The sequence below is a fragment of the Acididesulfobacillus acetoxydans genome, from assembly GCF_902729405.1.
Classification (GTDB): domain Bacteria; phylum Bacillota; class Desulfitobacteriia; order Desulfitobacteriales; family Desulfitobacteriaceae; genus Acididesulfobacillus; species Acididesulfobacillus acetoxydans.
The window spans coordinates 1231734-1250469 of sequence record NZ_LR746496.1 but is presented as its reverse complement, the minus strand read 5'-3'; the positions used below and the strand labels follow the sequence as shown (position 1 = coordinate 1250469).

Genomic DNA, 18736 nt, shown 5'->3' with positions numbered 1-18736 from the left:
CGTAGTTCTTTAGTAAAGAAGTTGTCTACTTGATGGTCCTTATGGCCTCTCTCAATAGCTTATCTTATCTTTATCTCTATCTTTATCTCTATCTTTATCTTTATCTCTATCTTTATCTCTATCTTTATCTCTATCTCTATCTTTATCTCTATCTTTATCTCTATCTCTATCTCTATTATATCTATATCTTCAGCTCTATCTCTGGGTCGTCTTTAAAGCTTCACGTCGTAGTTCATCTTTGTTGTCTGTCTTGGCAATTCATGGCTGACCCTTCATCCGTCCGGGGTCTACTCCGAGACCGGCGCCGACTTGACATTTACTCCGACGGATCCACATGATTGTCCACGACCCGCCCCACCATGTATTTGTGGAAAAACCATTCTCCCACTCCGATCAAGATACCCGAGTAGAGGGCCGGAACAATGCTGATTCCGTAATTCAGCCAATAACCCCCGATTCCCCAGACGGCGACAACCGCTATCACGAAATCGGCCACCGTGGCCATGACATTACCACCCATCGGCAAAACCAGCAAATCCCCCAAGAGGTAGGCCAAGACTGTCACAACAAGGCTCAGCAACAGAATATCCCCGATGCCGACGCTGTAAAACAACCCCAGGACCACATACAGGATTACCGCAACCATGACATACTTGACGATTAGGGCATAAACATGCTTCATGAGATTGACCGTCCTTTCACTCACCATTTGTTCTCCCTTAGGTAAGATCTTCAATCGTTCAACCTCTAGTCTGACCAAAAAGTTGTCAAATCATGCATGGCTCGGTCTCGGATCACGCCCCGCCGGGCAAAGAATCCCTGCCTTTCTCCAATTCCAGTAAAGCGGCTTTGAGTTCCAAGCCCCCCGCATACCCGGTCAATCTTCCGTCTTGTCCAATGACCCGGTGACAGGGGACGACAAAAGCAACCGGATTTTCATGAACGGCGCCGCCCACCGCACGGGAACCCTTGGGACTGCCCACGGCTACCGCAATATCATGGTAACTGCGGGTCTCTCCATAGGGAATATCTGTCAGGGCCCGCCAGACCCTCTTTTGAAAATCCGTCCCTTTCAAGTGCAGGGGCAGCTCGAACTTGCGGCGCGCGCCCTGAAAATACTCGCCGAGTTCCCTGAGTGCCTCCTCATGCGGCCGGGAAGTCCGGACCAGCCAAGACCCCGGTAAGTGCCGCCGCACCCAGGAACGCAACCTGCCTTCCTCCTCCCTGGGATTGCCTGAGCTAAGCCAACACAACCCCTCCCCGCTGCCGGCCAGCGTCAGGTGGGCTTCGACCCCGCCCATATCCATGGTTTGAGTCCAAAAGCTGACCGTATCCGTTTGCAGCCACGATCGCACGGGAAGGGTTCTCAGTTTCCCTTCCTGATAAAGCGTGACCGGCGTCTCGCCCTCCGCCAAGCCGTCCGCGCGGGAAATCTCCCACCCCTGTTCTTGTCCCGCCCGCTCCCGCATAAAACGATAGATTAGTGCCGCCAAGAGTTGCGTTTCCGCAGAACCCGCCCCCAAGAAAGGTTTAACCCGCTCTTCCAAAGGGAACACCCATTGCGGAGCCTCAAGCGCCAACTGCAGCAATCCCCACAACACTCCGTCTCGCAAACTGGGATCGGCTAAAAAATCGCTGAACATCCAATGAAAATGCCCGCACGTGTCCGGACTGTTGGCCATGATGCTCCCGATGGCCTGCCCCGCATTCCAAGCCGTACCACCGGATTCTTCATTGAGCGCCCAAAAATAGCGGCGAACCATCTCCTGCGCGTAGCCCGGCCTTTCCTCTTCCAACCATCCCGCCACCCGTCCCAACCCTTCCACTGCCCGCCATAACAGCAATCCCGACGCAGTCAGCACTTTACTCTGCAGTTGCCTCACGACGGAACGGTCCCGGCTGGCCCGATACCTCAATCCGCGCCAATCCGCCTTCAAGAGAAGGCTATCCAGTTCGCTTCTCCTGCGAATACCGTCTCCCTCGTCTTTACCCATCACCATTTACCTCTTTCTTGTCCAAAATCTCCTCCTACCCACCCGCCGTCATGTTTCTTGGCAGAACCCTTCCCGGTTGCGGAAACAGGATAAATGGAAATCATCCCCCAGGACTGCCCGCTCACGCCAAACGACCTTTCACGACCTTTCACCGAATGCTGCGCGCGGAAGCCCCTGGCTTCAGACGCCTTTAGGCATGGGGTGGTTGACATAGGGAAAATTAAGTACCCGAACGCCGATTCCGTTCTCGCAACAATTTACTTTGAGAATAACATACCACGACGGGCGACGCGGGACAACCGTGGATTTACCCGGATCTCAATCGACCTTACATCCTGATCGGCCCGTCCCCCAATTGGGTCCGCATCCGAGTTGGCTGACGTATGGATTTTTCCCGCATCCAAATTAACCTTGCATCCGGCATGACCTCACTGCTCAGCCGAGACCTACCCCCTTCTGCCGTCTCGGCCTTCCGGCGCTTTTCGCCTACCCATGAACAGATAAAAAACCAAGGCCAGGAAAGCAGGCACGGTCGCGCCCAAGTACATGGCACTGAAACCCCAGACATCGGCAACCACACCCCAGATACCGGAGCCCAGGCCGATGCCGAGATCAAAGGCGGAGTAGAAGGTCCCATTGGCGGCCCCCCGGCGGTTAAACGGCACATCGAGCACCGCCATCGCCTGTAAACTCGGCTGTACAGCCCCAAAACCGAACCCATAGATAACTGCCGCCACCAGCAGGATGAGCAAAGGTTGCGAGGAAGCCTGAGCGCGATAGAGCAAAAACATGGCCAGCAAGATAGCCAGCATTCCCGGCACAAGAACGATATCAAATCCTCGGCGATCGGCCAGGCGTCCGAACAGCGGCCTGCTTAACATCAGAGCCACGGCATAGAAAGTGAAAAAAATCCCTATGTTTGAAATACCCAGATGACTCGCATATAAAGCGAGGAAGGAAACAATCGCTCCAAAGGTCATAGTCACGAAAAACATGAGCAAAGAGGGCCGGAAAGCGGCTTTCTCAAAAAAGGCTGTCCGGCTCCCGCGCTCCGTTTGAGAGGCCTCACGATAGGTAATAAAGCAGGCTAAAATGATCGCAAGCAACGTAGCCGCCCCCGAAGAAAAGAAGAGCGCCGGAAATCCGTAGCTGCCTATGAGGAAGAGCCCATAAGCCGGAGCCAACGCCATGGCAATGTCACTCGCGATACCGTAATAGCCCATGCCTTCCGTGAGGCGGGGACGGGGAATCGTGTCCGCGGCAATCGTCCCGGCCGCCGTGCTGGAGGCTCCCCAGCCAAACCCGTGAATAAGTCGAAAAAGGATCAGCAGCAGAACCGTAGGCAGCCAATTATAAGCCAGGACTGAGACGAAAAAAATCGTTAAACCCGAGAGAAAAATCACCTTGCGCCCAAAAACGTCGATAGCACGCCCGGCAAAGGGACGAATGAGCACTGCCGAAATGGCGAAGATGCCCATGACCAACCCGGCCTCGGATTGCGAGCCGCCCAATTTTTCCGTATAAACAGGAATGGTCGGCATCAGCATCTGAAAGCCGAAAAAAATAATGAAATTCGCCAAAACGATTAGGATGAAGTTTTTGGTCCAAAGTTCTTTCGGCCCTACCCCCTGGGCAGGGCCCTCTCCTGCCCCTTCCCCACTGTTCTTTCCCGTGTTTTCCCCCATAATATCTCCGCCTCTGCTCGTTGTATTGTCACAATATTCTTCTATTATAGTTGAACGATCCGCTCTGAGTCAAATCGCTCCAGGGGAACCATCGGCAAGTGCTCCACCCTAACCCTCCGAGGCAACGCCCCAAGCAGAGTTGGCCTCTGCCCCTCAGGACAGATATATTAGGCAGTTCCCACTGCCCTACAAGCCGGGAACTGCCTAACCTTACGCCCATGGGGTTTGCGGCGGGTTGCGCTGCCGTCAGTCCGGCAGAAGACAGCTCCGGGTCCCGCGGGAACCCGGAGAAAAACCGCCATACACATCATCAGGAAAATCACGCCGTGCGCCGGGCCCCGCGCGAGCCCGAAGCAGAACCGGCCTATTGCCACCGGAAGGCTGCCATCAGAAGACAGAATCGTCGATCCCGTTCAGCCAATCTTCGATCACGGTGACCGTAGCCCTAAGCGAACCCTCCGCAAAAGGAGATACCAAATTGGCCAGTTCCACCAGCCCTAAGAACGAGCGGCTCCCGCCCGCCCGGCACAGCCGGAGATAATCAGCCCAAGCCTCTTCCCGCTTTTCCCGGGAGCGCTGCCAGAACTGAAAAGCACAGACTTGGGCCAGAGTGTAATCGATGTAATAGAACGGGCTGCCGAAAATATGCCCCTGCTGGTGCCAATACCCTCCCCGTTCCAGATAAGCGTTATCTTCGTAGTTTCGATGAGGGAGATACTTCTTTTCCAGTCCCCGCCAGGCCGCTTTGCGTTCCTCGGGGGAGGCCTCCGGATGGGCGTAGACAAAGTGCTGAAATTCATCGACACAAACCCCATAAGGAATAAAGAGCAAAGCCTCGCTCAGATGAGAAAACCTATATTTGTCAGCATCTTCCCTGAAAAAGAGATCTATCCAGGGCCAGGCGAAAAATTCCATGCTCATCGAGTGGATCTCGCAGGCTTCATAGGTGGGCCAATAATATTCGGGGATCTGAAAGTCCCGGCTGCAGTAAGTTTGGAAGGCGTGCCCGGCCTCATGGGTCATGACGTCGATATCTCCCGAGGTCCCGTTGAAGTTGGAGAAGATAAACGGCGCCTGGTATTTGCTCAAATAGGTGCAGTAGCCGCCACCGGCTTTGCCCTTCTTGCTGACCAGATCCATGAGCTCCCTCTCAACCATGAGCTTGAAAAAGGCACCAGTGTCAGCCGACAATTCGTCATACATTTTCTGCCCATTGGCCACGATCCAGGCCGGATCCCCTTGGGGCTTGGCATTACCTGTTTTGAAACTGAATTTTTCGTCGTAATAAGCGAGCGTTGACAGTCCCAGCCGCTTTCTCTGGCGTTCACGCAGCCGGCTGGCCACTGGGACGATGACCTCCTCAACCTGCCGGCGGAAATTTGCCACCATCTCGGGGTTATAATCCGAACGCAGCATTCTGGCATAGCCCAGTTCGACGTAGTCAGTATAACCCAGTTTGTGGGCGATGCGGGTTCTGACGCTTACCAACTCGTCATAAATCTCATCCAGCTTCCCTTCGTGATCGGCAAAAAAAGCATACTTAGCCTCATGGGCCCGTTTGCGCATCGCCCGGTCGGTGGACAGCTGGAAAGGCACCAAACCAGGCAGATTGCGTTCTTCCCCTTCAAATGGGATCTTAGCCGAGGCGATCAGCTTAGTATATTCGGTTGAGAGTTTGTTTTCCTGCCGTAAATCTTCAACAATTTCCGGGATAAAGGTTCGCAGGGTCAGTTCCGCTTTGGTAAAGAGCTGGTTCCCCCATTTCTTTTCCAAATGCGTTCGGAACTTGGAATCGACCAAGGCTTGGTAGTAGCGGGAAATCAAGCCCTGATAAACCGGGGTCGCCTCGTCGAAAAAATTCTGCTCCCCTTCGTAAAAAACGTCCGTGGTGTCGATGGTATGCCGGATATAGACCAACTGTTCCATCGATTCGAATTCGTTTCTGAGGCCGTTGAGCTCGACCATCAGGGCGTCCTGCTCCGCGAAAGTTCCGGCCCGGTTGAACTTGGTCAAGAGAGCCTCGAACTCGGATTCCAGGGCCGCCACATCCGGCCTTTGATAAAGAAATTCACTGAACTTCATCATGACTTCCACCTTCCTCATTTCTATCTGCAGCCTTAACCCCCTGCAGCCTCAACCTCACTCCTTCTTAATTCTACGTGAGTGCCTTTTTCCCTTCGAATCCCTAAACTCTTTTCCGTATTTAACTCGGATTAGGGTAGTTTGAACATGCCACGGCAAACGGGCACCCGCTCAGATTTTAAATTTATCCACTTCTTGGTTCAAAACCCCTGCCAACTCATTCAGCTTCTCGGCCGTCCTCGCGACTTCTTCGACAGCACCGGCGGTCTGCTCCATGGAGGCCGTAACCTCCTGGGAAGAAGCGGCTGTCTCTTGGGAAACCGACGAGATATTGGCAATCATCTGCACCATCTCTTGACTGTTGACATTCACCTGCTCAACATTAGCAAAGATCCCTTGAATCTTGGCCGCAATCTCATTTATACCGGCAGAGATCTTTTGGAAGGAACCCCCAACCTTATGAACGGCATCCACCTGCGCCCGGGTACGGGAGCGGACCTCAGCCATCACAGACACCGCCTGACCGCTCTCCTTTTGGATCTCGGAAATAATCGTGCGGATGCCAGCCGTGGACTGGGAAGATTGCTCAGCCAATTTACGGATCTCATCCGCCACCACAGAAAAGCCCCGACCGGCATCCCCGGCACGTGCCGCCTCGATCGAGGCATTGAGAGCCAGGAGATTGGTCTGCTCAGCGATGGAATTGATCGCCTGAAGAATCTCCCCGATGGACTGAGCCTTGGTATTGAGAGCATAGATAGTAGTCTCGATCTTGTTAATGGCTTCGCTGTTGTGGTTGGTCTTTTCGGTTAAATCCCCCACGGTGTTGACGCCGTTTTCTTCGGCCGCCCGCACCTCGGCCGAAGCCGCCGCCATGGCTTCGGAACTCGCCGCCAGGTCTGCCAGGCGCCGGGCCATCTCCCGCACCAGAGCCGAAGTCCGCTCCCCTGTTGCCGCCTGCTCTGAGGCGCCCGCGGCAATCTCAGTCACGGTAGCCGTGACTTCTTCACTCGCCGCACTCGTTTCCTCCGCGCTGGAAGCCAGTGAGTTCGCGAATTGGCTCACCTGAGAGGCATGGTCCTTAACATTCCCCATCAGGCGCCCCAATTGTTCAACCATCCCGTTAAGAGTAGCGGCCAAAGAACCGATTTCGTCTTTGGATCTAACCCGGGTGCGCACGGTAAAATCGCCGCCGCCGATTTTCTTGGCCTCCTGAACCAATGTTTTCAGGTTTTTGGCAATCGAGTCCGAAAACCAAAGTCCCAACGCGATAGCTAGGACCACCACTATCAAACTGGCAAGCAGTGTTTCCCACAAAATGGACCCTGTCGCCGCCTGGATCTCATTGTAGCTCACCACTCCGATGATCTTCCAGCCGATGTCAGGTAAGGTTTCAAAGACGCCGAAACGGTTTTGCCCTTGGTATACGTAATTCACACTGCCTGATTGTCCCCCGGTCAGACCCTGCCGCAGAGCGGCGATGGGCACCGGCTTGCCAATTAGGGAACTATCCGGATGAACCATGACTTTGCCCTCTTTGTCCACCATGATCACATAGCCATGATCCCCGATTTTGATGCTGCCCAGCATCTTGCTCAAGCTATCTAACGAGATATCTATGCCCACAACGCCCAGAACCTTCCCGGTTTTCGGCTCAAGCACGGGTTTGGCCACGCTGACAACCAGTTTTTTTGTGCCCGTATCAATATAGGGCTCGGTCCAGGCGATCCCTTTAGCCTGCACCGCCAGTTTATACCAGGGCCGGGAAGTCGGATCGAAATTCGGAGGCAAGGGCGATCTGGGATAAACAAACATCTGCTTGTTCGCCGTGCCATAATAGACATTTTGCACATCGGGATGGGACTCCCGGTAGATTTTAAAGGCCGCCATCGCCTTGGCCGCCTGCGGCTGACTGGGTGCCGTGACGACATTCTCATCCATACTCAAGCGGTCGGCACTGTGCTCGGCTTCACCCATGAGTGTCTGAGTCAGCGTACCGGCTTTAGCCACCGACTGGGCTGCCGCCTGGCGGAGCTGGCTCTCCAGCGCCCTGTAGGCATTGAAATAGTTTGTGACCCCCAACACCAGGGTGGGAACCAGAGCCAGCATAAGTACCAGGGTCGTAATTTTGCCTCTGACAGATAACCTAAACACTACTTAATCTCCCCCAACGACGAATCCGTAACCTAGATCTGCTTTTTGCAACCGGGATTCTGCTTCTTTAACCGGAATCCTTTCCTTTTTTGGCCTGGATTCTTCTTTTTGTGACCTATTCTAGTATTTTTCTTCTTCTCCCGCAATCCGCCATTGGTCCCTAATTTGAAGTCCGGAAATTTTGAGAGGAAGGTCAAAAGAATACCGGCAACATCCATCGCTACGACCTGTGACGACTCATTTAAGGGCTTCGAGATACTCTCAAGATACAACTGAAGTTGGGCACCCTGTAAATCTCCATAGGATAGGGCTCAGAATATTCGCAACCCGTCCTACTTAAGGCACAGGTCCCGGGGAGGAAAACCTCCCCGGGACCTTCTTTCACGCCACTATGGCGCTGACAGTCACACGGCACTGACAATTTAGAGGACCGCTGCTTCCAGGGCTTGCTTCAGATCCATGATGATATCATCAACCGTTTCCAGACCCACGGCTAACCGGATCAAGCCGTCGCTGATCCCGGCTTGCCGCCTTTCTTCCTCTGTATAAGGGGAATGGGTCATCGAAGCCGGATGTTGAATGAGGGTTTCCGCATCGCCCAGGCTGACCGCCAGACTGGCCAAGTGTACGTTGTTCATGACGGCTTTGCCCTCTTCGACTCCGCCCTTGATCTCGAAAGCGATGATCGCACCGGGAAGACGCATTTGTTTTTTAGCCAGATCGTACTGGGGAAAACTCTCCAGTCCCGGATAATAAACCCCCTCTACCGCCGGATGCCCCTCAAGAAACTTGGCGACTGCCAAGGCGTTGCCGCAATGTCTCTCCATGCGGACCTCCAGAGTCTTTAAGCCCCGCAGGAGCAAAAAGGCCTCGAACGGACTCAAAACCGCTCCCGTCATGTCTTTGACCCCCACCAGCCGGACCTGGTCGATCAGTTCCTTCCCGCCCGCGACCAAGCCGGCGATGACATCCCCGTGTCCGTTGAGAAACTTCGTGGCCGAGTGCACCACCGCGTCCGCACCCAGAGTCAAGGGCTGTTGCAAATAGGGTGTGCAAAAGGTATTATCGACTACCAACATACAGCCGGGATTCCGGTGGGCGATCGAAGAAATCATCTCGATATCGCTGATTTCCAGGGTGGGATTGGCCGGAGTTTCGAGATAAACCACCCTTGTGTTTTCTTTCATGGCTTGACGGATGTTTTCCGGATCGGTCGCGTCCACAAAAGTCACTTCAATGCCAAAGCGGGTCAAACCGTGATTCAGCAGGGCGAAAGTACAGCCGTAAAGGGTTTTCGCCGCCACAATATGGTCTCCCGCCCGCAGGACGGTCCACATGAGGGCTGAAATGGCCCCCATGCCGGAAGCCGTAGAGATACAGGCCTCCGCTCCCTCCAATAAGGCAACTTTCTCTTCTAACTCGGCATTAGTCGGATTGCCCAATCTTGAATAAATGTATCCGTCTTCCTCCCCGGCAAAGCGTTTCCCTCCCTGCTCGGCCGAATCAAAGACGAACGTGGCTGTTTGGTAAATCGGCGTGGCCAAGGCGCCGGCCGGATTCTTCCGATGAGTTCCATGAATGGCCAACGTGCCAAAAGCGTCTCGGGCGTGGTCATGCATCTGTCTTTCCCCCTCAACAATCTTGCTGCTTTACTCTTATCTTGCAAGTATTGTGCCGGAATTATTTATTTCCCTAGCCCAACTCCCACTTCGACAGGTCGCCTTCCACCGCTTCACTTGGCCTATTCCTATTGTTCCAAGCCGCCCGTAACCGGGCTCCGTCAATTAGCGCTCCGTTCCTGGTAACATATGCTGCCATTATCTGCCGGTGGTGTAATCATTTCGTTACATTTGGCAACCTGAGCTAACGTTTTCAGGTATTGATTTTGTCCGGCGGCAGCCCCGCAGGTAAACCCTTTATTTATTTAACTGGACAACTCATATCTCTTCACTTTCTTCATCAGTGCCGTATGGGAAATGCCTAAAATTCTGGCGGCTGCGCGGTAACTTTTGCTTTGTGCCAGCGCTTGTTCGATAACCTCACGTTCGCACATTTGTACAGCCCTGCGTAGGTTTAGATTTTTCCGTCCGGGGGGGAAAGGCTGAGGCGCATCCCCTTCACCGCTCTTTTGTGCGGAATGTTCCAGGCTCAGGGCCAGGCTCTGCAAGCTCAAAATATCATCGTCCCCCAGAACCAGCGCCCGCTCAATCACGTTTTGCAATTCACGCACATTTCCCGGCCAATCATGTTTAAATAGTTTATCCATAAAAGCCATGTCTGTACCGGATACCCGGCGGTTCAGCTTCTCGCTGTAAACCGCGATGAAGTGGTTGACCAGGAGGGGAATATCCTCCTTTCGTTCACGCAAAGGAGGCAGGAAAATCGGCACAACATTCAAGCGGTAGAATAAATCCTCGCGAAAGAGAGACTGCCGCATCATCTCCTCCAAATTCTTGTTGGTCGCCGCAATGATGCGGACGTTGACCTGCTCTTCGCGGTTGCTGCCGATCTTGCGAATGACCCCCTCCTGAAGGACGCGCAGCAGCTTGGCCTGCAGCCTAACCGACAGCTCGCCTATCTCATCCAGACACAACGTCCCACCGTCGGCCTCCCTGAAGAGCCCTTCCTTACCCGACTGAGCGGCACCGGTAAAGCTTCCCCGCGCATAGCCGAAAAGCTCGCTTTCGATGAGACTATCGGGCAAGGCGGCACAATTAATCGTGACAAACGGCTGATCCCTTCTTTTACTTAACCGATGAATCGCCTTGGCGAATAACTCCTTGCCGGTTCCGCTCTCCCCGCGCAAAAGAATGGTGGAGTTGCTCTTGGCCACGGCGACACACATTTTCTTGACCCTTTCGATCGCTTGGCTGCTGCCCACGATCTCCTTGAAGGCTCCTTCGGTGGTCCGGGATACAGCGTTGGCCAGTTCAATCGCTTTCCGGATATCCTTAACCGAAGCCACCGCCCCGATAATGTGCTCGTCATCATCCCGCACTGGCCTGCCATTGATAATGTAATGACTGTCGCCCCACTGGTTGTGTCCGGAGACTTCCTTGTTCTTCCAGGCAATACCGTCCTGGATCAAGCGCAGCAGGGGAGAATCCGGCCCCATCAGCCGGCGGATGTCCTGGCCCAAAACGTCTTCCTTTTTTACCTTGAATACGCTTTCACAGTAGCTGTTAAACAACTCCACGCGGAACTCTTTATTGACGGCCACGATTCCTTCGTCAATGGCATCCAGAATGGCTAAAAGCCTGCGCTCGCTTTTTTCAAAATCAAACAGATCCACCACGCCCACTGAGTCAACGCCTTGGACGTTTTTCAGGTCACGTTGGATGATTTGCAATCTGCCTTCCTCAAGCACCTCCGTTTTTACTCGCACCTTACGCGGGAAAACTTCCAGTGAATGCAGATTGATGCCCAGCTTATGGAGCACCTTGAGAATTTCCGAAGTCATCCCTAGCCGGTCTTCCGCACTGATTTCCAGCCGGGTAAAGCGTTCCAACCCCCCATCACCTTCTTCCCGCAAAAAGTTTCCCGCACCAATATTCCGGTACCGCCGCCCGGCCTTCCGTCAGGCCCCGCTCCCAACACCCATTACTGAAGAGAACAGCAAACCGGGTTGGAACCAAGGGCAGAATGCCTTCGGTTATGGCGCAGGATGAGAACCCTCCCCCGAATAGATCAGGACCACCAGAAACTCACAGCCGCATCCGCCCCGGTTTATGTAGGTGTGTTCAGCGTTGGCGAAGAAACAGAGAGAATCCCCTTGCTCAAGTTCATAAACCCTGCCGTCGATGTTTAGGGTGAGGCGCCCCCGCCGAATCCAGACTCCTTCCGTTACCCCGGTTCCGTGCGATTCGGCTCGGTGTGAACAATCCTGCTCCAAGCGGACATGGAACAGATCCGCGGGCTGCGGACCTTTAAAAGCCATAATGCTCCGTACGACATATTCTCCCTCATCATCCACGACGACCCGCTGTTCTGAAGCACGCACCAGCGTAATTCCCGGGTCCTCCATATCTTGCAGAAAAGTGGAAAAAGGCACCGCTAAGCCCGTGGCAATCTTCCACAAGGTCACCACCGTAGGGTTGGTTTCGCCCCGTTCGATCTGACTGAGCATAGGCTTGCTGACCCCCGTCATTTCGGCTAAGCGGTCGAGCGTCAACTGTTTTTGCTTACGAAGATTTTTGAGAATCTGCCCAATCCGCCAGGTCAAGCGATCAGCCTCCACACAATTTCATCTCCCTTTTTTTCTCTTATTATATCATACTGCACAGAAATATGTTATATTGAACAAAGTAAGCTAAGGCGCTGCCTTTATACGCTTAGCGCAAATTCCGTACATGAATGCCCCAAGGCTGGAGTCCCTGTTTCTTAAAAAAGAAGCACCTGCTTCGCGGGTGCAGCATATGTGGAGAGGAAGGAGAACGGTTTTATGCCCCCGGTCTTGTTCGAAACACTTCTCATCGGTGCGGGAACCTACTTAATCAGGGCCGGCTCCCTCAGTTTGGGCAGCCGCGCCTCTTGGCCGGAGTGGGCCAGGAAATGGTTGTCTTTTGTCACGCCTGCCGTACTGGGTGCTTTGTTGGGCCCCATGCTTCTCCTTAACGGCGATCATTGGCCGAGCATCACACATAACCCCACTCTGCTGGCGGCGCTTCCCACCGCAGCTGTGGCCTGGATCAGCCGGCACCTTTTGCTAACGGTCGTTGTAGGGGTCGTGTGTTTTGCCTTGATTGTTCACATCTAGCGCTCATTGCTAAAGAACCCAGCAAACATCCAACCGGAAAGGAGAGAACGCTGTGTCCGGTTCACCTGTCAAAGCTGCCCTGCAAGACTCCCTGCCGATCGTAACGGCTTATTTTCCCATTGCCGTGACCTTCGGAGTACTTTCCGTGGCGGGCGGCATCGCCTGGTGGATGACCATCCTCATCTCCGTCTGCGTCTATGCGGGCGGAGCCCAATTCATGCTCGTCGGCCTGGTTTTGTCCAACAGTTCCCCGCTTTCAACGGTCATCACAGTCTTACTGGTCAACCTGCGCCATTTTCTTTATGGCACGACCCTCGGCCCGTCCTTCCGGCAATGGACGGAAAGGCACAAATGGATCGCGGCCTTCGGCTTGACGGACGAAGTCTTCGCGGTCAGCAGCACCCGCCTGCGGGAAAAGGAACCCACCCCGGTCTATCAATTCGCCTTCGTCTTCGCTTGTTATGCTTCCTGGGTCAGCGGCACCGTCGCGGGTGCCGGCATCGGCCAAGCCGTTCCGACTTCCGTTTCTCAAGCACTCGGCTTCGCTTTGCCGGCGCTCTTTCTGGCCCTTCTGTTTCTCGGGGAGCGCACGCTCGCCCATCTGATTGCCGCCCTGAGCGGTGCCTTGCTGGCCATCGCAGCCACGCTGCTGCATGCGGGAAGTACCGGTATCGTCATCGGCGCTCTGGTGGGGGCCACCCTCGGCCTGCTGGTCCGGGAATACAGCGGAAAGCTGCGCCAAAAAGTACCGTGAAGATCCTACCGTTTCACACATTCTAAGGCAGTCTTTCGTCAGGGCAAAATGTAAGGGCCCTGGGACTGAGCCAAACGCCATTGGCATACTCAATACCCAACTTGGCTCCGATTAAAGTACTAAAACCATGTGCCCGCGCAATTGAGCGCGCCGCCGTGACAGCCTGTGGTTCACTAACCTTGACGGCGCAAAAGCCGGTAATAGGTTGATCTACCCGCAGATCCTTAATTGTCGGTACACTCGCCTTCTTCTTTCGGCGGCCCCGGCAGAACGAGTTGGTAAGGGACCGGTCGGTGCGACTTCTTCCATAAGGAAATCAGCCATGGCGCCAGATCGGCGGCCGGCATGTTTGCTTATGACCGTCCTTGCCGGTATCTGGCGCTGGGTTGCGTACAGGAGTATGGTCCGCATACGCCTTAGATACTGTACATACAAGTCTATGCAAATATCTGCTTCCGGGCTCCGAAGCAGGTCGGGATCATCCCCTTCCTCCTGAACTGCGGTTAGGATTTGTCGGATTTCTTTCTTAACATTAGCGCAGGCCAGCCACTTCGGGAATGAAAAGAATTTTGCCGGGCTGCACCCGCCGAAAGCGATGCCGACCAATGCCAAAAGCAGCACGGACCAACGCCGAGGCGCTGCGGGGTTAAAGAAAGAGCGGAGCACCTCTCTCTTTACAAGAAATGCCTCCGCTCTTCCCCGCGTTCTCATCCGGGACATTCTCCCGGCTCTCCCCCGGCCGTGTTCGAACATCCTTAGTCTTCAGCGCCAGCGTGCCGCCCGAGTTGCATTGTCAGACTCTCGTCTTCCGTCACACCGGCACCTTACACGGCAAGGAGCTTCTCAACAATCACGTTCCCAAACTCATCTGCCGCCCGGTGCCCTACACGGCAAGGAGCCTTTTGCCAATCAAAGCATTCCCGACTTTCACCCGCCGTCGCCCCGGGGAGGCTCTCGCCGCTCCGCGATTCCCAGGAGCAGTGCGGCCCTTTACTCACCGTACTTCATCTCCGTCATGCGCTTGTAAGACTCATACCGCTCCTTGGCATGCTTAGCTGCGGCTTCGAACAGCTGATCCGCCGCGTCCGGAAAGACAGTGGCCAGTGAGGCATAGCGAATCTCGCCCAGAATGAAGTCCTTGAAAGATGCCGTGGGCTCTTTGGAATCCAGAATGAAAGGATTTTTCCCTTCTTCCTTGAGGGCCGGATTATAGCGGTAGAGATGCCAGTAACCGGCTTCCACAGCCCGTTTCCCTTCAGCCACGCTCTTCGACATGCCGGCTTTGATGCCGTGGTTGATACAAGGGGCATAGGCGATGACGATGGATGGCCCTTTGTGGGCTTCGGCTTCCGTGATCGCTTTCAGCGCTTGGTTCATGTTGGCACCCAAAGAAATCTGGGCCACATAGATGTAGCCATAGCTCATGGAAATCATGCCGAGATCCTTTTTGCGCACTCTTTTCCCGGAGGCCGCGAACTTGGCGATAGCCGCGGTCGGAGTGGCTTTTGAAGACTGCCCGCCTGTATTGGAGTACACCTCTGTGTCCACAACCAGGATATTGACATCGTCCCCGGAAGCCAAGACATGATCCAAACCGCCGTAGCCGATATCATAAGCCCAACCGTCACCGCCAACGATCCATTGGGATTTCTTGACCAAGTGATCCTTTTTGGCCACGATCTGTTGGAACAGCGGATCCTGGGGCTTCCCTTCCGCCGCCAAAGCGGCAAGCAATTTGGCGGAAGCGGCTTTGGATCCCTCACCCTCATCGAAATTATCCAGCCATTCCCGGCAGGCGGCAGCAAGTTGCTGGCCCGTCCCTTGCGCCATCACCTTTTTAATCAATTCGGCCAGCTGCAAACGCGCTTGACGCACCCCCAGGTACATACCGTAACCGAATTCGGCGTTATCTTCAAAGAGGGAGTTAGCCCAGGTCGGCCCTTGACCCTTGGCATTCGTCGTATAAGGAATAGAGGGTGCACTTCCGCCCCAGATGGAAGAACAGCCGGTCGCGTTGGCGATCATCAAACGGTCGCCGTAAAGCTGGGTCAGAAGTTTGACATAAGCCGTCTCACCGCAGCCCGGGCAGGCGCCGTTGAACTCCAGGAGCGGCTTATTGAACTGGCTGCCTTTCAGAGTCTTAGGATCCATGATATTGTGCTTTTCACTCAGAGTCATGGCGAAATCCCAATTGGCCGCTTCCCCGGCACTCAGTTCCTCGGCAGGCTTCATCACAAGTGCCTTGCCCTTGGCCGGACAAACATCGGCACAGTTGCCGCAGCCCGTACAATCCAGCGGGCTGACCTGAACCCGGTATTCCATTCCTTCCAAGGCTTTACCCAAGGCCTTTTTGGTCACAAACGTCTGCGGGGCCCTGTTCTGTTCCTCCTGATTGAGGAGGAAGGGGCGAATCGCCGCGTGCGGGCAGACCAAAGAACACTGGGTACATTGAATACACTTTTCCACATCCCATGCGGGAACCTGCACGGCGATGCCGCGCTTCTCATAGGCCGCGGTGCCCAGGGGGAAGGTCCCGTCTTCCCGGCCGCTGAAAGCACTGACCGGCAAAGCGTCCCCTTCGCGGCGTTCCATCTTATTGTGGACATCGCGGATGAAAGCCGGAAGTTCGGTTTCGACCGTGGCAGCCGCCTCTTCTGCCGCGCCCGCCCAGGCAGCGGGCACGTCGACCTTCACCAGGGCCCCGATCCCTTCATCCACGGCCTTCCAGTTCATCTCAACGATGTTCTGGCCCTTTTTGCCGTAGGTTTTTACGATAGATTCTTTTAGGTATTTCACCGCATCCTCAACCGGAATCACGTTAGACAACTTAAAGAATGCGGCTTGCATGATCATGTTGATCCGGCCGCCTAAGCCGATCCCACCGGCAATGGAAATCGCATCGATAATATAAAACTTAATCCCGTTTTTGGCAATGTAACGTTTGACCGAGGCCGGCAGGTTCTCCTCCAGTTCATCCGGAGTCCAATTGCAGTTCAGGACGAAAGTGCCGTTTTTCTTCAATCCGGCCAGGAGATCATATTGGCCCAGAAAAGCCTTATTGTGGCAAGCCACATAATCGGCATCTGAAACAAGGTAAGAAGACTTGATTTTCTGGCGGCCGAAGCGCAGGTGGGAAATCGTCACCCCGCCCGATTTCTTGGAATCGTACTCGAAGTATCCCTGTGCGTATAGGTCCGTATCGTCCCCGATGATCTTGATCGCGGACTTGTTGGCCCCGACCGTCCCGTCCGAACCCAAACCCCAGAACTTACAGCTGATCGTGCCTTCCGACGTCGTGTCCCTGGCCTCCTCCAAGGGGAGAGAAGCATAGGTGACATCGTCAACAATGCCGATGGTAAAATTGTTCTTCGGTTCAGGCGCTTCCAAGTTTTTGTAAACGGCGAAGACTTGGGCGGGAGTTGTATCTTTCGAACCCAGCCCATAACGGCCGCCCACAATCACGGGTTTTGTCTCCCGGCCGTAGAAAACATTGACCACATCCAAATACAATGGTTCGCCCAAGGACCCCGGCTCTTTCGTCCGGTCCAGGACCGCAATTTTTTTCACACTCTTAGGCAAAACGTTGACAAAGTACTTAGCTGAGAAAGGACGGTAGAGATGGACTTTCAGAACGCCCACTTTTTCACCATTGGCTCTGAGATGATCCACTACTTCTTCAGCCGCATCACAAACCGAGCCCATCGCCACAATGATCCGCTCGGCGTCTGCCGCCCCATAATAAGTAAAAGGATGATACTCCCTGCCCGTGAGTTTTTGATACTCTTGCATGTAGTGCTCGACGAGGTCCGGCACCGCCTCATAGAACCGGTTGGAAGCTTCGCGGCCCTGGAAATAGATGTCCGGATTCTGGGCTGTACCGCGCAGCACCGGATGCTCGGGATTGAGCGCCCGGCTGCGGAACGCTTCAATGGCTTGCCAGTCAACCAGCGGCGCTAAATCTTCGTAATCGAGAACGTCGATCTTCTGCACCTCGTGCGAAGTACGAAAACCGTCAAAGAAATGGAGGAAAGGCAGACTCGCTTTCAGCGCACTCAGGTGAGCAATAAAGCCCAGATCTAAGGCCTCCTGCACGTTGGCCGAGGACAAGAGAGCAAAGCCGGTTTGCCGGGTCGCCATAACATCCTGATGGTCGCCGAAAATAGAAAGGGCATGGGTGGCCAGAGCGCGGGCACTCACTTGGAAGACACCCGGCAAGAGTTCGCCGGCGATTTTATACATATTGGGAATCATAAGAAGCAAGCCCTGAGAGGCCGTATAAGTGGTCGTCAAAGCGCCTGCCTGCAGGGAACCGTGGAAAGCCCCGGCTGCGCCCCCCTCTGACTGCATCTCCACCACTTTCACCGGCTGCCCGAAAATGTTTTTCTTGCCGTGGGCCGCCCACTCATCCACAAGTTCTGCCATAGGAGAGGAAGGTGTAATCGGAAAAATCGTCGCGACCTCAGTAAAAGCATAGGATGCATGGGCCGCGGCTGTGTTCCCATCCATCGTCTTCATCTTTCTTGCCACTGAAAAGTCCCCCTTTAATTCGAATCAGGTTGTCCTGATGGCCATACCGGCATTCTTATCCGGCACGCGCAAACACACCTCTATCCCGTTCCCTCATATGGAAACGGGTAACCTCCGTATTTCCCTCTCTTGAAACCTCCTCCCCCTTGCACCACGCCAAATTCAAAGCCGTCTCACGCGGGACTTTCCATCGAATACCCACGTTTTTTCAAACGCCACGATGAACGAAAAACTCTACCGTATACCGTGCGCGTTTGAATTCTCCCGGGGAGCGAAGCCCCCCCCTGCCAGGGCCAAGTACAGTCCCGTCTATTCCATAACAACACTATAGATTCCCAGACCCCGTCCGTCAAGCGGAAAAAGTATTCCGATTATTTGAGATGTGGTTGGGACCCCGGCAACAACCATTTTTCGCCGCCCGCAAACCAGTGAGGCCTGGTTGAACGACATTAAGACCCGAAGGAAACACCCAAACACCCTCCGTGAAGGAAAACAGGAAAAAGAGAAGCACGAGAACTCCGTACTTCTCCCTCTCGGACCTTTTTGCGTCTCAGCCCACGACTTTGTAGCCCGCCGCGGCGACCGCCTTAGCCATCTCATCCCGGCCGGCGGAACCGCTGACAACCGCTTCGTTCTTGCCCAGGTCCACTTGGGCATTCGTAACCCCGGCAACACCTCTCAAGGCCTTTTCGACATTCATTTTACAGTGCATACAGGTCATACCCTCAATCTTCAAAACCGTTTCACTCATCATATTCACCTCCTTCACTTAATTTACCCCATT

13 protein-coding genes are annotated in these 18736 nt (G+C 54.4%); 3 read left to right on the top strand and 10 right to left on the bottom strand.

What is annotated here, in order from left to right; genetic code table 11:
- Nucleotides 1-29 precede the first annotated feature (29 nt).
- Nucleotides 30-338, top strand: a complete 309-nt coding sequence (locus MNU25_RS05535) for a hypothetical protein (protein WP_240984155.1) — start codon at nt 30-32, stop codon at nt 336-338.
- On the opposite strand, the gene MNU25_RS05530 is transcribed toward MNU25_RS05535, so the two are convergent.
- The 8 genes from MNU25_RS05530 to MNU25_RS05495 all read right to left on the bottom strand — a co-directional run bounded on the left by MNU25_RS05530 (nt 317) and on the right by MNU25_RS05495 (nt 12152).
- The gene (locus MNU25_RS05530; RefSeq protein WP_240984154.1) at nt 317-736 is read right to left on the bottom strand and encodes a DUF2512 family protein; all 420 of its coding nucleotides are present in this window, start codon (nt 734-736) and stop codon (nt 317-319) included. The genes MNU25_RS05535 and MNU25_RS05530 overlap by 22 nt on opposite strands.
- A 58-nt stretch (nt 737-794) precedes the next feature.
- Nucleotides 795-1994: a DVU0298 family protein gene (locus MNU25_RS20085; protein WP_277350661.1), complete on the bottom strand. Its 1200-nt coding sequence runs from the start codon at nt 1992-1994 to the stop codon at nt 795-797.
- Nucleotides 1995-2440: 446 nt separating this feature from the next.
- Entirely contained in the window at nt 2441-3679 is a 1239-nt protein-coding gene (locus tag MNU25_RS05520; RefSeq protein ID WP_240984153.1) for an MFS transporter, read from the bottom strand.
- A gap of 387 nt (nt 3680-4066) precedes the next feature.
- Entirely contained in the window at nt 4067-5761 is a 1695-nt protein-coding gene (locus tag MNU25_RS05515; RefSeq protein ID WP_240986741.1) for a M3 family oligoendopeptidase, read from the bottom strand.
- 171 nt (nt 5762-5932) lie between these two features.
- Nucleotides 5933-7915 carry a methyl-accepting chemotaxis protein gene (locus MNU25_RS05510; protein ID WP_240984152.1) on the bottom strand — a complete coding sequence of 661 codons (1983 nt, stop codon included), beginning with the start codon at nt 7913-7915 and terminating at the stop codon, nt 5933-5935.
- Nucleotides 7916-8337: 422 nt separating this feature from the next.
- Nucleotides 8338-9534, bottom strand: a complete 1197-nt coding sequence (gene megL / locus MNU25_RS05505) for a methionine gamma-lyase (protein ID WP_240984151.1) — start codon at nt 9532-9534, stop codon at nt 8338-8340.
- A 305-nt stretch (nt 9535-9839) separates the two neighbouring features.
- Nucleotides 9840-11447, bottom strand: a complete 1608-nt coding sequence (locus MNU25_RS05500; protein ID WP_261486345.1) for a sigma 54-interacting transcriptional regulator — start codon at nt 11445-11447, stop codon at nt 9840-9842.
- Between the two features lie 120 nt (nt 11448-11567).
- Entirely contained in the window at nt 11568-12152 is a 585-nt protein-coding gene (locus MNU25_RS05495) for a helix-turn-helix domain-containing protein (protein ID WP_240984150.1), read from the bottom strand.
- A 204-nt stretch (nt 12153-12356) separates the two neighbouring features.
- On the opposite strand from MNU25_RS05495, the gene MNU25_RS05490 reads away from it, so the two are divergent.
- Both MNU25_RS05490 and MNU25_RS05485 read left to right on the top strand, forming a co-directional pair.
- Nucleotides 12357-12671, top strand: a complete 315-nt coding sequence (locus tag MNU25_RS05490; protein WP_240984149.1) for an AzlD domain-containing protein — start codon at nt 12357-12359, stop codon at nt 12669-12671.
- 52 nt (nt 12672-12723) lie between these two features.
- Complete coding sequence (locus MNU25_RS05485; RefSeq protein ID WP_240984148.1) at nt 12724-13425, top strand: AzlC family ABC transporter permease; 702 nt, start codon at nt 12724-12726, stop codon at nt 13423-13425.
- Between the two features lie 990 nt (nt 13426-14415).
- On the opposite strand, the gene nifJ is transcribed toward MNU25_RS05485, so the two are convergent.
- Together nifJ and MNU25_RS05475 are read right to left on the bottom strand one after the other, a co-directional pair.
- A complete protein-coding gene (nifJ, locus tag MNU25_RS05480) occupies nt 14416-17940 on the bottom strand; it encodes a pyruvate:ferredoxin (flavodoxin) oxidoreductase (RefSeq protein WP_240986739.1) in 3525 nt (1174 codons plus the stop codon).
- Between the two features lie 562 nt (nt 17941-18502).
- On the bottom strand, nt 18503-18703 hold the full coding sequence (locus MNU25_RS05475) for a CopZ family metallochaperone (RefSeq protein WP_240984147.1): 201 nt from the start codon (nt 18701-18703) through the stop codon (nt 18503-18505).
- Nucleotides 18704-18736: the final 33 nt, after the last annotated feature.